At 74.0% G+C, this 14207-nt stretch carries 11 protein-coding genes; 6 read left to right on the forward strand and 5 right to left on the reverse strand.

What is annotated here, in order from left to right:
* Nucleotides 1–116: 116 nt before the first annotated feature.
* Nucleotides 117–3914, reverse strand: coding sequence for a carboxypeptidase regulatory-like domain-containing protein (locus LO771_RS14350; RefSeq protein WP_230652294.1), 3798 nt, complete (start codon nucleotides 3912–3914; stop codon nucleotides 117–119).
* Between the two features lie 807 nt (nucleotides 3915–4721).
* On the opposite strand from LO771_RS14350, the gene LO771_RS14355 reads away from it, so the two are divergent.
* From LO771_RS14355 to ykgO, 6 genes are all read left to right on the forward strand, one after another.
* On the forward strand, nucleotides 4722–4925 hold the full coding sequence (locus tag LO771_RS14355; protein WP_119101634.1) for a cold-shock protein: 204 nt from the start codon (nucleotides 4722–4724) through the stop codon (nucleotides 4923–4925).
* Nucleotides 4926–5269: 344 nt separating this feature from the next.
* Nucleotides 5270–6763, forward strand: coding sequence for a DEAD/DEAH box helicase (locus LO771_RS14360; RefSeq protein ID WP_230652296.1), 1494 nt, complete (start codon nucleotides 5270–5272; stop codon nucleotides 6761–6763).
* Nucleotides 6764–6883: 120 nt separating this feature from the next.
* Nucleotides 6884–7033 carry a hypothetical protein gene (locus tag LO771_RS14365; RefSeq protein ID WP_230652298.1) on the forward strand — a complete coding sequence of 50 codons (150 nt, stop codon included), beginning with the start codon at nucleotides 6884–6886 and terminating at the stop codon, nucleotides 7031–7033.
* A gap of 6 nt (nucleotides 7034–7039) precedes the next feature.
* A complete protein-coding gene (locus tag LO771_RS14370) occupies nucleotides 7040–7348 on the forward strand; it encodes an SCO5918 family protein (protein WP_230652300.1) in 309 nt (102 codons plus the stop codon).
* 441 nt (nucleotides 7349–7789) lie between these two features.
* A complete protein-coding gene (rpmG, locus tag LO771_RS14375; RefSeq protein WP_230652302.1) occupies nucleotides 7790–7954 on the forward strand; it encodes a 50S ribosomal protein L33 in 165 nt (54 codons plus the stop codon).
* Nucleotides 7955–8327: 373 nt separating this feature from the next.
* Nucleotides 8328–8450, forward strand: a complete 123-nt coding sequence (gene ykgO, locus LO771_RS14385) for a type B 50S ribosomal protein L36 (protein ID WP_230652304.1) — start codon at nucleotides 8328–8330, stop codon at nucleotides 8448–8450.
* Between the two features lie 309 nt (nucleotides 8451–8759).
* On the opposite strand, the gene rph is transcribed toward ykgO, so the two are convergent.
* The 4 genes from rph to LO771_RS14405 all read right to left on the reverse strand — a co-directional run bounded on the left by rph (nucleotide 8760) and on the right by LO771_RS14405 (nucleotide 14094).
* Nucleotides 8760–11357: a rifamycin-inactivating phosphotransferase gene (rph, locus tag LO771_RS14390; protein ID WP_230652306.1), complete on the reverse strand. Its 2598-nt coding sequence runs from the start codon at nucleotides 11355–11357 to the stop codon at nucleotides 8760–8762.
* 524 nt (nucleotides 11358–11881) lie between these two features.
* A complete protein-coding gene (locus tag LO771_RS14395) occupies nucleotides 11882–12349 on the reverse strand; it encodes a DUF2199 domain-containing protein (protein ID WP_230652603.1) in 468 nt (155 codons plus the stop codon).
* A gap of 329 nt (nucleotides 12350–12678) precedes the next feature.
* Nucleotides 12679–13578, reverse strand: coding sequence for an aminoglycoside phosphotransferase family protein (locus LO771_RS14400; protein WP_374228173.1), 900 nt, complete (start codon nucleotides 13576–13578; stop codon nucleotides 12679–12681).
* A gap of 6 nt (nucleotides 13579–13584) precedes the next feature.
* The gene (locus LO771_RS14405; protein ID WP_308188909.1) at nucleotides 13585–14094 is read right to left on the reverse strand and encodes an alpha/beta fold hydrolase; all 510 of its coding nucleotides are present in this window, start codon (nucleotides 14092–14094) and stop codon (nucleotides 13585–13587) included.
* Nucleotides 14095–14207: the final 113 nt, after the last annotated feature.

Below are 14207 nucleotides of genomic sequence, written 5' to 3' on the forward strand. Positions count from 1 at the left end.
ACCGGCCGCCCGAACCCGGCAGGCCCGAGGACCGGGGCGCACCCCCACGGCGGCCGCCGCGTCCCCGGGCGGCGCGACCGCCCGCCCGGGGACGCGGCCCTGCACACCGCACGGCGCTACCGGACGCGGCGCCCCGCCACGCGCAGGCGGACCGGGACGGCCGGCACCCAGTAGGGGGTGTCGCTGCACAGGACCAGGGAGGCCGACCAGTCACCGGGCCCGCCGGCCGCCCGCGCGCTCAGCCTCACCGTGAACGAGGCGCTCCGCCCCGGCCGCAGCGTGAGCCGGCGCGGACTCTCCGACAGCCAGCGCACGTCCGACTCGGTCCCGTCGTACCCCGGGAGCAGGTCCGCCGAGGCCACCGGGACGGGGAAGCGGCTCTGGGCGCTGCCGCCCACCCGGTACAGGCCGGGGGCGCCCCCGCCGCGGTAGACCGCGGTGGGCGCGTCCGGCAGCGCGCTCCAGGCGTCCGTGCCCGGGTCGTAGGCGTACCCCTGCGCGGTGAGGACCCGGTTCGCCCCGACCCGCTTGAAGCCCCCGGACACCAGGAGCTGCCCGTCCGCGGCCGCGTAGGCGCCGGCGGCCAGACCCACCGGCATGTCCGCGATGGGCCGCCAGCTGTCGGACCCCGGGTCGAGGACGTACCCGGCACCGGTCTCGACGTAGTCGTGGATGCCGCCGGCGCAGTACAGCCGGCCGCTGACCGCGCCGCACGAGGCCCAGCTGACCGACTGCGGATAGTCCGCGGCCCTGGACCACCTGCGCGAACCCGGGTCGAAGACGTACACCGTCCTCGAGCACTGGGCGTTGGTGCATCCGCCGACCACGTAGAGCCGCCCGTCGAGCACCGCGCCCGCCGCCCCGAAGCGCCCCTCGGGGATGTCGGGGCCCCGGGTCCAGGTGCCGCCGGCGACGTCGTACACCTGCATGGTGCGGCTCACGACCTCCCCGGCGGCCCAGCCGCCCACCGTGTAGAGACGGCCGCCGATGAGGCCGTGCGCGGCGGCCTGCCGGGGCTCGGGGGCGTCGGCACCCCGTGTCCAGGCCCCCGCCGACGGGTCGTAGACGTAGAGACCCGCGGTGGGAGTGCGGCCGTCCGACGACCCGAGAGCGGAGTAGACCCTGCCCCGGTAGCTCTCCACCGCGTTGTCCATCACCGGGACGGGCAGGTCGGGCAACCCCCGCCAGGCGGCGTCCGGAGCCGCGGCGCCGGGCCCGGCCCCGGTGCGCTCGCCGATCCGCAGCGTCGCGGGAGCGGTGCCGCTGTTGCGCACCGTGACCCTGCGCACCACCACGCCGTGCGCGCTGGTGGCCGCCTCGATGCGGGCGGCCCCGACCGACAGTCGGCCCGCTGCGAGGACGAAGGAGGCCGCGGCGGCCCGGTCGTCGGCCACGGCCACCGTGCGGGAGGCCGGACGGTAGGCGGGCGCGGACGCCGTGAAGGTACGGCGGCCGCCGCCGGGGACGAACAGCCGGTACAGGCCGTCGCCGACCCGCGGATCACCGGCGGTCGCCGCCGTCACCGCCGAGGGCCCGTCCGGGGAACCGGTGCGCACGACCGCGCCGACCAGTCCCCGTCCGGTGTTCGCGTCGGTGACGGTGCCCGTGAGCACCCCGCCGCGGACGGGCGTGAGGACCCGCTCGGCGACCGTCACGTCGTCGACGGCCCACAGCATGCCCGGCCCGGTGTAGTGGAAGCGCACCCGCACCGCGCTCTTCCCGGCGTAGGCCGTCAGCGGGATCTCCACCCGGCCGCCCGTCCACAGCTGGTCCTGGTGCCACACCGCGGTCCAGGTCCTGCCGCCGTCGGCGGTGACCTCCACGTCGCCGGACTGGTCGGCGGCCCCCTCGTAGTCGGTGCTGAACGCCAGCTCGGGGTCGCCCGCGCGGCGGAAGTCGTACACCGGGCTCACCAGCAGGGTGTCCAGGGGCGTGTCCCAGCCGGCGTGGTCGTTGTCGGCGACGGCGAACCCGCCGGAGCCCCCGGTGGTGTTGCCCCGGCCGCCCGGGTCGTCGAAGGCCCAGCCGTGCCCGGTGCCCGCGGCGTCGACCACCTCCCAGCCCCGCGGGGCCCCGGCGGGCGAGTCGAAGGACTGGGTGTCCAGGGTGTCCACCCTCAGGGTGTACGCCGGGTTCCCGTCCGCCCAGGTGTCGGCGGGCAGCGCCAGCCCGAGGGTCCGGTCCGCGTCCCGCACCGCCACCTGCCGGACGAGGGAGCGGTAGTGGATGTCGTCGCTGACGACCCGCAGGGTGTAGGTGTGGTCCTCGGGCAGGTCCAGGCGGTACGCCCCGGTCAGGGCGTCGGACCACACGGGGGCGCCCGGCACCCCGTCCACGGTGATCCTCGCGTGGAGCGGCCAGCCGTGGCCCGACCCGTCGGTGACGGTGCCCGAGACACGGTGGGTGGCGAGCCTGCGCAGCGCGAAGTCCCGGGTCGTGGCGCCGCCGTCGGCGACGGGGACGTCCGGCGCCCCGCCCGGCGCGTAGCCGTAGGCGGTCACCCGGACCCCGGGGCTGCCGGCCGGCAGCGGCAGGGTGTAGCGGCCCCGGCCGTCGGTGGTGGCGGTGTGGATGCCCGCTGTCACCAGGGCCGCGGCGACCGGCGCGCCGGTGGCGCCGTCGGTGACCGTTCCGGAGAGCGTGCCGTGCGGTCCCATCCGGAAGGCCGCCGTCCCGTCCGGGGTGCCCAGGCCCGTGGGGCCGTCGTAGCCGGCGCCCGCGGTGCACAGGTACGCCGGCGCGCACCTCCCGTTCGACCCCGTCGTCACGTCGTGGAGTCCGGAGCCGCCGGCGGCGTACGGGTAGACGGCGGGGTAGGTCCCGGCGACCGGGGTTCCCGCGTCCGCGTACACACCCGCGATGATCGGCGCCGAGGCGCTGGTGCCGCCGGCGACGCCCCAGCCGCCGGACGCGCCGTAGGTGTCGTAGACGGCGACACCCGTGGCCGGGTCGGCCACCGCGGAGACGTCGGCGACGGTGCGTCCGGGGCAGCCGGTGTCCCGCTGGAAGGCCGGCTTGGGCTCGTACCGGGAGCAGCCGGAACCGGTGCCGCCGCCGTCGTGGCTCCACACCGACTCGGACCAGCCGCGCGAGGCGGACGGGTCCCTGGCGAGCGTGGTGCCGCCGACCGCCGTGACGTGCGGGGAGGCCGCGGGGTAGGCGACGCCGTAGCGGTTGTCGCCGGAGGAGGCGACCACCGCGACACCGGGGTGGTCGTAGTGCGCGTCCGCCGCGGACTCCGCGGGGTCCTCGGGGTAGTAGAGGTAGTTGGAGCCGTAGGAGTTGGAGACGTACCGGGCGCCGAGGGCCACCGCCCGGTCCACGGCGCTCCCCAGCGCGTCGATGCCGGCCGTGTCGGCCTCGACCAGCAGGATCCGCGCACGGGGGGCCGCGGCGGAGACCATGTCCAGGTCGAGCGAGATCTCGCCGGCCCAGCCCGGGTCCGGGGCGGGGTAGCCGGTTCCGCCGCGCTGGTCGACCTTGGTGAAGCAGCCGTTCGCGGTGGTGCAGGCGGGCAGCCCGTACTGCGCGCGGTAGACGGCCAGGTCGGCCTCGGCGTTCGGGTTGTCGAAGGCGTCGACGATCGCGATGGTCGCACCCGCCCCTCCGTCGGCGGGCAGGCCGTAGGCGCTGCGCAGGTCGGCCGGGCCGAATCCCTGGGGGGCGTCCTGGGCGGACCGAAGGCCCTTGCGCGGGGTGAGGCCGGTACGGCGCAGGCCGAAGCAGGTGAACTCGTGCGGCCTGGGCGGACCGCACAGCCGCTCGACACCACCGGACGGCCCACCGGCGGCCACCGGCGGCTCCGCGCTCCCCCCGGTGCCGACCGGGTCGGGGGCCGGGGCGCCGAACGCGGTCAGGACAGCGGTGCTCAGCAGCGCCGCACAGGCGGCCGGCCAGCCCCGCCGACGCGACACGGATCTCCGAAATATCGACAAATCACCACTCCTGTCGGCAACGTGACGGCGGCCGCACACGGCGGCCCCGCACCAGGGAGTTGCAGACCCGACCGGAAAAGTTCACGCGCGGCCCGCCGCGGCCACCCCCGCCGAACCGGAATCCCGGAACCCCCGGCGCACGACACCCGGGACCCCCACCCTGCCTGTGGCCCACCGGGCCACCCGCCGGCCCGGAACACGCCCAGCCCACCGGACCGCCCACCGGCCCGGAACACCCCAGGCCCCAGCAGCGCGGCAGCGGCCTCCCGGCCCCTCTGCCCGCCCTCGACACGCTCCACGGCCTGAGGCCGGACCCGCTCCCGCACGCCCCTCCCGGCGTCGGCCGACCCGCCGACCCACGCCTGTCCCACCGCACCAGGACCAGGACCACCGAGGACGCCCCTCGGCCGCCAGGTGAACAGCCCCGACCCCACGCGATCACGTCCAGTCCCGCGCGGGCGCGCGGAACCGGACGGCCGTGCCCGGGATCACCGGCCGAGTCGCTCCGTATCTGCGCCCGCGAGGTGAGAGTTCCACCGACCACGCGGTGAGAGTTTTTGCCGCGACGGACGAAAGGGAATTTCGTGGCGCGCACGGCCCGTCCCGGCGTGCTACCGTCGATCTCGGTTGCAGTTGTGGTTCCCAAAACTTCAAGTGCCCCCTCCCGGCTCCTGCCGGCGGGAGCGCTCCTGTATTTCCGGTCGTTTTCCGGGCGGGGTAATCATCGCGGCGACACGGTGTCCTCACAGTGTGGATTCCGATGTATTTCCCCAAAGGAGAAATGACATGGCCACTGGTACCGTGAAGTGGTTCAACGCGGAAAAGGGCTTCGGCTTCATCGAGCAGGACGGCGGCGGCGCCGACGTCTTCGCCCACTACTCGAACATCGCCGCCCAGGGCTTCCGTGAGCTTCAGGAGGGCCAGAAGGTGAACTTCGACATCGCGCAGGGCCAGAAGGGCCCGACGGCCGAGAACATCGTTCCGGCCTGACGCCCGCGCACCATCTGCAGCTGGGGCCCGCATCCTCCGGGGTGCGGGCCCCAGCCGCACGCGCCTCCCGCAGCGGCCTCTCCCGCGGGACGATCCGGAGGAATCCGCGGCCCCACCGCGCGCGGCGCCCCTTCGGGAATGCAGGCGCACCCTGAGGGGCTGCGCCGCAGCCGGCGCCCGGATCCCGAATCCCCCGTCGCGTCACCCGTGCCGGCACCTGCGCCCCCGGAGGTCCCCGCCGGCCGGATCCGCATTCTTTTGCCACCGGTCCATACTTGTCGTTCTCCATGCCGTTCATCGCAGCGGGAATTCCTTGATATGTGCCGCATCGAGGAAGGCTCCGCATGAACCGCACACGCACGAACGACCGCTCCGCCCGCACCCGCAACGGCAGTGACGACGCCGGGAAGGGCGGCAGCCGCTTCGGCTCGCAGGCGCCGCGCCGTTCCGGCGGTCCGGCCCGCTCCGGCGGTCACGGCCGCCGGCCCGCCGCGGTGCAGGGTGAGTTCGCGCCGCCCGGGACCATCACCCCCGCGCTGCCCGCCGCCGAGGGCTTCGCCGAACTCGACATGCCCGCGCAGCTGCTGGCCGAACTCGGCAGGCAGGGCGTGACCGCACCGTTCCCGATCCAGGGCGCGACGCTCCCGAACTCCCTGGCGGGCCGGGACGTCCTGGGCCGCGGGCGCACCGGTTCCGGCAAGACCCTCGCCTTCGGCCTCGCCCTGCTCGCCCGCACCGCCGGACAGCGCGCCGAGCCGCGGCAGCCGCTGGGCCTGATCCTCGTACCGACGCGTGAGCTGGCGCAGCAGGTGACCGACGCGCTCACTCCGTACGCCCGCTGCGTCAGGCTGCGGATGGCCACGGTGGTGGGCGGGATGCCGATCGGCAGGCAGGCCGGCGCGCTGCGAGGCGGAGCCGAGGTCGTCGTCGCGACCCCGGGCCGGCTCAAGGACCTCATCGACCGTGGCGACTGCCGTCTGGACCATGTGGGCACCACGGTGCTGGACGAGGCCGACCAGATGGCCGACATGGGATTCATGCCCCAGGTCACCGCGCTGCTCGACCAGGTGCGCCCGGAGGGGCAGCGGATGCTGTTCTCCGCCACCCTCGACCGCAACGTCGACCTCCTGATGCGCCGCTACCTGACCGACCCCGTCGTGCACTCGGTCGACCCCTCGGCCGGTGCGGTCACGACCATGGAGCACCACGTCCTGCACGTCGACGGCGCCGACAAGCACGCCACCACGACCGAGATCGCCGCCCGCGACGGTCGGGTGATCATGTTCCTGGACACCAAGCACGCCGTCGACCGGCTGACCCAGGACCTCCTGAACAGCGGGGTGCGCGCCGCCGCCCTGCACGGCGGCAGGACCCAGCCCCAGCGCACCCGGACCCTCGACCAGTTCAGGACCGGCCACGTCAGCGTGCTGGTGGCGACCAACGTCGCGGCACGCGGCATCCACGTCGACAACCTCGACCTCGTCGTCAACGTCGACCCGCCGACCGACCACAAGGACTACCTGCACCGCGGCGGACGCACCGCCCGCGCCGGCGAGTCCGGCACCGTCGTCACCCTCGTCACGCCGAACCAGCGCCGCGGCATGGTCCGCCTCATGGCGGACGCCGGGATCCGGCCGCAGACCACGCAGATCCGCTCGGGCGACGAGGCCCTGAGCCGGATCACCGGCGCCCAGGCCCCGTCCGGCATCCCGGTCGTCATCACCGCACCGGCGGTCGAGCGCCCCAGGCGCAGCTCCTCCTCCCGAGGCCGACGCCGCCCCGCTCCGGCCGCCCGGCGGGCGCCCGGACGCCCGCCCGTTTTTGATACTGCGGCCTAGATCCTCCGTGACCCGGACGATCAGGGCACCGGCCTCGCCGCCGTCCGCGACGGCCCCGCGTCCACGGCTCGCGCCCGCCCGCGCGGCCTCCTCGGCGGTCCCGGGTCGTCCACCTCACCCGTGGCCACGACGGGCGAAGCCGAGCACGCGATGCTCCCCCGCCGTCCCGGCGCCCTGTCCGCAGCCGACGCGGAGGGCGGCACCCGGGGCGTCCTCGCCCTCCCCCGCCGACCCCACCCCGGTCGGACGGTTCCCCTCCTCTCGCTGTGAGGTCACATGCGCTGCGTCATCGCCCGCTTCCCCTTCGAACTCACCAGGAGCGGCGTGCTGGAATCGATGAAGGGCGTCAAGCCCGAACCGGGTACCGGCGCGTCGGTGATCATCGGCCGCCGCCACTACCCCGTCAAGCAGGTCGGCCAGGTCATCACCCGCCAGGACCGCCGTGATTTCAGCGCCGCCGAAGTGATCCGGGCCATGACCCGGCTCGGCTTCACCTGCCGCACCCTCCCCGAGGCCGCCCCCGCGCGCGTCCTCAGTCCGCTCCAGCAAGCCTCCGTGACGCTCGGCGCCCCTGTGCCCGTCTGACCGGCGGGACAGGCGACGAGCCGGCACCCGAACCGCACTGGGGGCCCGACCGGCGTGTGCCGGCCGGGCCCCCGCTGCGGCTTTTCCGCCCTCGGGCCGACGCCGCCGGGTGCAGGGCGAGGGCGGCTCTGCCCAGGCCCGGTCACGCAGGTGAACGCCGGTGGCGCTCCAGCGGGGGCTGCACGGCAGCCGCCAGGGCCTCGGGGCGGCCACCTCCTGCCCGCCGACCGCGCGGATACCGGCGCGGAGGACGCCGCCGTGCCCCGGGGCGGGGCGGGGCGGGGCGCGGCGGGCGGGAAGGCGCTCCGGACGGCCGGTGGTCCGCGCGTGCCGGGACCGCCCGCCGGCGCCGCCGGGAATGCGGGACCGGTGGATGCCGTTGTGCAGCGTGACTGACATGCTCGAGTCAGCAGACTCGGGTGCACGTGAAAGGGGCACCTCATGGCACGCAGCACCACGCGGCCCGTCGTCACGCTGAGGTCGACGGCCGGCACCGGCGTCACCTACACGACCCGCAAGAACCGCCTCAACGATCCCGACCGGCTGGTCCTGCGCAAGTACGACCCGGTGGCCGGCGCGCACGTCGTCTTCCGTGAGGAACGCTGACCTTCTGCCTCTGCCCCCACCCCTGCCCCTGTCGCCCGGCGACGGAGGCATCCGGGAAGGGCACCGCCACACGGCACGGCACTCACCCTGCCTCCCGCACCGCCGCTCTCCGCGGCCGTGCGGCAGGCTTCGCACGGCCCGTACCCCCACCGTCGCAGCGCAGCGCACGGCCGAGGGGAAGGGCCACGGCACGCATCCGGTCGTCGACGTCGAGGTCTCGTCGGCGAGCCACCCGCTCCCCCACGGCAGCTGCCGTGTCGCGGACACCGCGACACCGCGGGACGGGTGCAGCGGCTCGGGCGGCGCTGCGGAGGCACCGCCCAGGTCCGCCGTTGACGGCGGTCCTGGTTCGATCGCACGGAAGGAGACCGCAGTGAAGGTACGCAAGTCGTTGCGTTCGCTGAAGAACAGGCCCGGCGCCCAGGTGGTGCGGCGGCGCGGAGTGACGTTCGTGATCAACAAGAAGGACCCGCGGTTCAAGGCCCGCCAGGGCTGACAGCCGGCGCTCCGCACACGAGCGGCCCGGCACACGAGCGGCCCGGCACCGGCGACCCGGTGCCGGGCCGCTCGGCGTCCCGGTGGGCGAAGGGCGTCACCGAGGCGTCGGCGGCCCGGCAGGCCCGGCCGACAGCCCGGCCGAGAGGCCGGCCGCCCGGTGGAGCTGCGGTCCGCGGTTCCGGACGCGGCCCGGCCTCAGCGCCCTCACCCCGACCCGGTCACGATCGTCCTCGGCACGAACGGCTGCCCCGATGTTCCCCCGGGCCGGTCCTCGGAAGCTGCGGACAGGGCTCGTCGGTGGGGTCGGTCAGGGCAGGATCTCGACGTAGCCGTCGGTTCCGTGCACGCGGATCCGCTGCCCGTCCCGGATCAGCCGGGTGGCACCCTCCACGCCCACGACGGCCGGCAGGCCGTACTCCCGGGCGATCACCGCGCCGTGGGTCATCGGACCGCCCACCTCCGTCACCAGGCCCGCGACCGCGACGAACAGCGGCGACCAGCTGGGGTCCGTGAAGGCCGTGACCAGGATGTCGCCCGCTTCGAGGTCGGCCTCCGCCATGTCCAGGATGACGCGGGCCCTCCCCTCGACGGTCCCGGCGGAGACCGGCAGGCCGGCCAGGGCGCCGGCCGGCACGTCGTCGCGCCGGTGCGCCCCGGTGACGGCCTCACCCTCCGATGTGAGCACCCGGGGCGGTGTGAGCGCGTGGTACGCCCGGAACGCGTCCTTGCGCTGCCGGATGAGCCGCTCGTCCGCCTCGTTCGAACGCACGACGTCGCGGAGTTCCTGGAACGTGAGGTAGAAGATGTCCTCCTTCTCCGCGAGCACGCCGTCCTGCACGAGGCGCTCGGCCTCCCTCAGCAGGGCCTGCTTGTAGACGAAGAAGCGGCTGACGATGCCGTACTTCGGGTACTCCCGGTACCCGATGAAGGTGCGGACCCGGTCGATCATCCGCTTGGCCTCGTCGGCCTTCCGCTCCCCGTCCGGCAGCGCCCGCAGGCGGGACAGCACGTCCTGTTCCTTCTTCTGCGCCTTCCGCAGCCCTTCCTCGAAGCGCCGCCGGGCGGCGCCGGGCTCGAAGTTCCTGACGTTGTCGAGGATCACGGGCACGAGCGTGGTGGGGCGCTCGCGCCAGCGCGGCCTCGTGATGTCGATCTCGCCGACGCAGCGCATGCCGTACCGGTCGAGGTAGGCCTCGATGGCGTCGCGGGCCTCGGTCCCGCCCGCGAGCTTCGCCAGCCCGTCCAGGAAGCCCTCGTCCTCGACGTCCTGCAGGAACGCCACCACCTCCGGGTGCGGGCGGATCACGTCCGCGACGTCGAGCAGCGCCAGTCCCATCTCCGAGGTGACGTTGCCGGGGGCGGACAGCGTGAGGGTGTCGGCCGCGTTCTTCTCGCCCAGCCACTCCTGCAGCTTGTCGTTGAGCCACCACGTGGCCTCCATCCCCGCCATGATCGCCTGCAGGTTCCGTGGATCACCGAGGACCCGCTTGTGCTCCTCGAAGGCCTCCGGCAGGAAGTCGAACAGCGCCGGTCCGGACTTCGTCCGGATGTCGCGCTCCAGGGCGGCGACGGACGCCCGGCTGCGCTCGATCAGTTCGGTGACGACGGCCGGATCGGTCTCGACCGGGGCGGACGCGCCGAGGAGCGGGGGCCCGCCGGGAGCGGCGTCCGGGAGCGACGGGACGAAGGCGTCGCGGTCGAGGACGGTCTCCAGGGCGTCCCTCGTCAGCGGATCGCCCCTCCCCATGAGGTCCAGGAGGGCGGCGCGGCCCGTGGCCGAGCCCAGACGCCGGGTGACGTCGACGAACAGCCTCCCGCCGGCCGTGTGCATGGGCACCATGGCGGTCAGCTGCCACACGGAGAGCCCCAGGGGCCTCATGGGGTCGGTCATCATCTGCCCGTGGCCGACGGAGACGTAGACGTGGTTCTCCTGGTCGTCGGCCTCGGGGACGGGGAACAGCGTCGTGATCGGCCGGCTCTGCACGATCTGGAAGCCGTCGTCCACCAGGCACCACTCGATGTCCTGCGGGCGGCCGAAGTGCGCCTCGATCCGCCGCCCGAGCTCCACGAGCCGCACGACCTGGGCATCCGTCAGGGCCGGCTGCCCCTGCAGCTGCGCGTCGATCGCCACCTCCTGCGTGCCGCCGGCCGGCAGGGCGCGAACGGCACGCTGTTTGGCGGCGACCGTCCTGGCGACGACTTGGCCGTCGCGGACCTTGAAGACGTCCGGGTTCACCAGGCCGGAGACCAGGGCCTCGCCGAGGCCGAAGCCGGCGTCCACGGTGGCGACCTTCCGGTTGCCCGTGACGGGGTCGGCCGTGAACAGGACGCCGGCCGCCTGCGGGAAGACCATCCGCTGCACGACCACGGCCATGCGGACCGCACGGTGGTCGACGCCGCTGCGCCGGCGGTAGGCCACGGCCCGCTCGGTGAACAGCGAGGCCCAGCACCGGCTGACGTGCCGGAGGACGGCCGCCGGACCCACGACGTTGAGGTACGTGTCCTGCTGGCCGGCGAAGGAGGCCGTCGGGAGGTCCTCCGCCGTCGCGCTGGACCGGACGGCGTAGGCGGCCCGCTCACCGTGCCGGGCGAGTGCGCGGGTGATCGCCGCCGCGAGGTCGTCCGGGACGGCGGTCTCCTCGATGGTCCGGCGAATCTGCGCGCTGAGGGTGCGGACCGCCTCCCGGTCGTCCGGGTCCAGGCGCGACAACCGGTCGAGCAGATCGTCGATCGACGGCGCTTCCGCCGTGATCCGCCGGAAGGCGTCCGTCGTCACGCAGAAGCCGTCCGGCACGCGGATGCCTTCGATCCGCGCCAGCCCGCCCAGGTGCGCGCCCTTGCCGCCGACGACCGCGGCCTGGGTCTCGTCGACCTCGTGGAGGTCCAGCACGTACTGCTCAGTCATTGCGGTTCCCCCGAGGAGCAGCCGTGTTCCGTTGCCCTGCGGTGGCCGGCCGGACCGCCGGTGCCCCCACCTCTGCCGAACCTCTCATCGCGCATGTCCTCATCCCTGGCAGCCCTCCCTCTGACGAGTCGGCCGGTCGCTGCGCCTAGGCGGGCGACGCGCACCCCGTACCCCGCACCTCCGCGCCGAGCATCCGCAGCCGCGTCCGCACCCGCACCCGCACCGGGAGTCCCGCCGACGGTCTCACATCCTGCAGAACCCGGAGTCGGCAAAGGTGCATGTACTTCGCGAATCTCCGATTTCCCCAGGTTACGGCCTCGGCCGACGATTCTGCGTCACGACCGGGGCCTTGCCGCAAGGCCCCCCTCGCGCTGTACGTTAAGAGTGGCAAGGAGTGCGTGCTGTCCTCCGTTGCCACGCTCGACACCCCGCGCCACGTCGTGGACCACCCCTCCCGTCTGTCGGCCGTGCATCGGCGACGGCTCGGCAACCCTTCCGACGGCCGGACGGCCGTCCGCCAGCCCTCACGCCTGCTTCCTGTCGCGGGAGGGGTGGAGCACCGCCTCGGCGATCTCCCGTACACGGTTCCGGGTGATTCCCGTGCGCTGTTCGACGGCGAGGGGGTGGTCGGTGGGTTCGAGCTCGACGAAGGGGCGTTCGCCGACCGGCCGGGTGTGGACACGGGTCCTCAGGTGAAGAGTCGTGGGCGAGTAGGCCGCGAGGTCAGTGGTGAGCCAGCCGAAGTACGGCTTCTCCGCTTCCCGGCCGGCGGTGTCCCACAAGTCCGCCGCACGGAAGAAGTTCTCGCGGCTGAGCGAGACCCAGACAGCCCAGGAGAACACCTCGCCGCTGCCGATGACCGGTATCTCGATCAGACCCTTGACGAAGTAGTGCTGTGCCCGGATCACGCACTGGTCCGACGAGAGCAGGCAGTCATCCGCGTCTGCGAAGGCCGGATCCCATACGGCCGGGGCCTCGGCCGTGTAGTCCATGGGCAGCTCAGTGTGGTGCGACCCGCAGCACGAGCAGAGGAATCCAAGATCACTGGTCATGGCGTGAAGCCTACTGATCACCGGGTTTCCGGCAGGCGGTGAAGGCCCCCTGCGCAGCGCGAGCCCGGCCGCGGTGTCGCCGCCGCTGCCGACGCCGGGCGGACCCTGATCGGGTGGGTCACGAACCCTCGCCATCCTGGCGGTCCGTCAGCCGAACAGACTCCAGGGCCGCACGATACGACAGGCGCGCGGTCCGTTTCCTGGCCACTGCGCTGGTCGCAGCGATCAACGAATGGCTGTGACCAGGACAGTCCCGACACGCTCTGATCTCAGCCCTCCTGCAGCACCGTCCGGATCACATGCCGGGCGTTGCGCGCCATCGCCGGGTTCGTCTTCCGGTAGTACGGCAGCGCGATCAGTGCCTGCGAGAGTGTCCGTCCCCGGCCGCGGATCCAGGTCGCGTCGTCCACGCTCAGCGCCTCGCGGAAGACTCCCCTCGCCTCGGCCGGCAGCAGATTCCACGCTGGGAACAGATCGCAGGCCGGATCGCCCACCCCCAGGCACCCGAAGTCGATCACCGAGGTGAGCCTGCCACCGTCCACCAGCAGGTTGCCCGGCATGAGATCGGCGTGCAGCCACACCGGCGGCCTGTCCCAGCCGGGGGCCCGCAGCGCCTCCTCCCACACGGCTGTGGCGGCATCGCAGTCGACGCCCTCCTGTGGGATCCCGCGCAGCTCCTCGATCGCCGCCCGGGTCTCCGCGTCGAGCGAGGCGGCCGGCCCCCCGCGGTGGGCCTGCGGCGCACCCGGCAGGGTGATGCTCCGCATCGCCGCCACGAACCCGGCCAGATCCTCAGCCAGCAGTGTCGGCTCGCCCAGGGCTCCCGCCTCGGGATTCTCCCCCGCCAGCCACCGGTACACCGACCACGGCCACGGGTACCCCTCCGCGGGCTCCCCCTCCCCGAGTGCCTCGGGAATGGTCGTGGGCAGGTGAGGCGCGAGCCGGGGCAGCCACGTCCGCTCCACCGAGACGTCGCTGGCCCCGCCCTGCACGAGCGGCAGCCGTACGACCATGTCATCGCCCAGCCGGTACAGGGCGTTGACTGTCCCGCCGGACGGGAACCGCTCGACCGCCAGCGCCGCCCACTGCGGGAACTGCCCGGCGATCAGCCGCCGTACAAGGTCGACGTCGATGGCGTGCATACCGGGATGCATCTGCCCTGTGTCCATGGCACGTCATCCGACCGCCGGACACCGGTGAGCGTCAATCGCTTTTCCCGTCCGCGCCTCGGCCGGATGGAGGAACGACGGCGCCGCCGGCGCCTTCGCGGTGCTTCCGGCCGTGCCCTCGGCTCCGAGCCCGACGGCGGGGTCGGGCAGCACCAGCCGGCGTGCCCGTTCGGGTGCCTGCCGGGCCAGGTGCAACGACACCGCAGCGCCGAAGGAGAATCCGGGCACGTCGACCTGCTGGAGACCGGGCACGTCCGTCGTGGCCACGACGTCGGCGACGTGCTGCTCCAGCGTCCACGGCGGAGACCACGGCGACCGGCCCTGCCCGCGGAGGCCGGGCGCGTACACGCAGAAGTCGGCCAGGTGCCCCGCAGTCAGCTCCCGCCGGCGGCCCCGTGCCCGTACACACCGTGCACGGCGACCACCGGCGGGCCCGTGGGGTCGCCGAAGGTCCGCACGTGAAGCGTCTCCCCCGCCATGGGAGCGCAGTCCGGGTCCAGCCCACCGGCTGCTCAGCCTCCAGGGTCAAGGCTGAGCGTGCGGGGCCTTTCTGAGACCCGGTCACCGCATCGCGGCCATGCCTCCTGAACACCGGGGGTCCTTCGGACCGCAGACCGCTGCTGCACCTC

The organism is Streptacidiphilus sp. ASG 303 (genome assembly GCF_020991365.1).
Lineage (GTDB): Bacteria > Actinomycetota > Actinomycetes > Streptomycetales > Streptomycetaceae > Peterkaempfera.

Bases quoted from the DNA above. Each gene is read 5' to 3' on its own strand.
- rpmG (WP_230652302.1), top strand. From the start codon at position 7,790: ATGGCACGCAGCACCACGCGGCCCGTCGTCACGCTGAGGTCGACGGCC.
- LO771_RS14370 (WP_230652300.1), top strand. From the start codon at position 7,040: ATGCGCTGCGTCATCGCCCGCTTCCCCTTCGAACTCACCAGGAGCGGC.
- rph (WP_230652306.1), bottom strand. From the start codon at position 11,357: ATGACTGAGCAGTACGTGCTGGACCTCCACGAGGTCGACGAGACCCAG.
- LO771_RS14360 (WP_230652296.1), top strand. From the start codon at position 5,270: ATGAACCGCACACGCACGAACGACCGCTCCGCCCGCACCCGCAACGGC.
- LO771_RS14400 (WP_374228173.1), bottom strand. From the start codon at position 13,578: ATGGACACAGGGCAGATGCATCCCGGTATGCACGCCATCGACGTCGAC.
- LO771_RS14355 (WP_119101634.1), top strand. From the start codon at position 4,722: ATGGCCACTGGTACCGTGAAGTGGTTCAACGCGGAAAAGGGCTTCGGC.
- LO771_RS14395 (WP_230652603.1), bottom strand. From the start codon at position 12,349: ATGGACTACACGGCCGAGGCCCCGGCCGTATGGGATCCGGCCTTCGCA.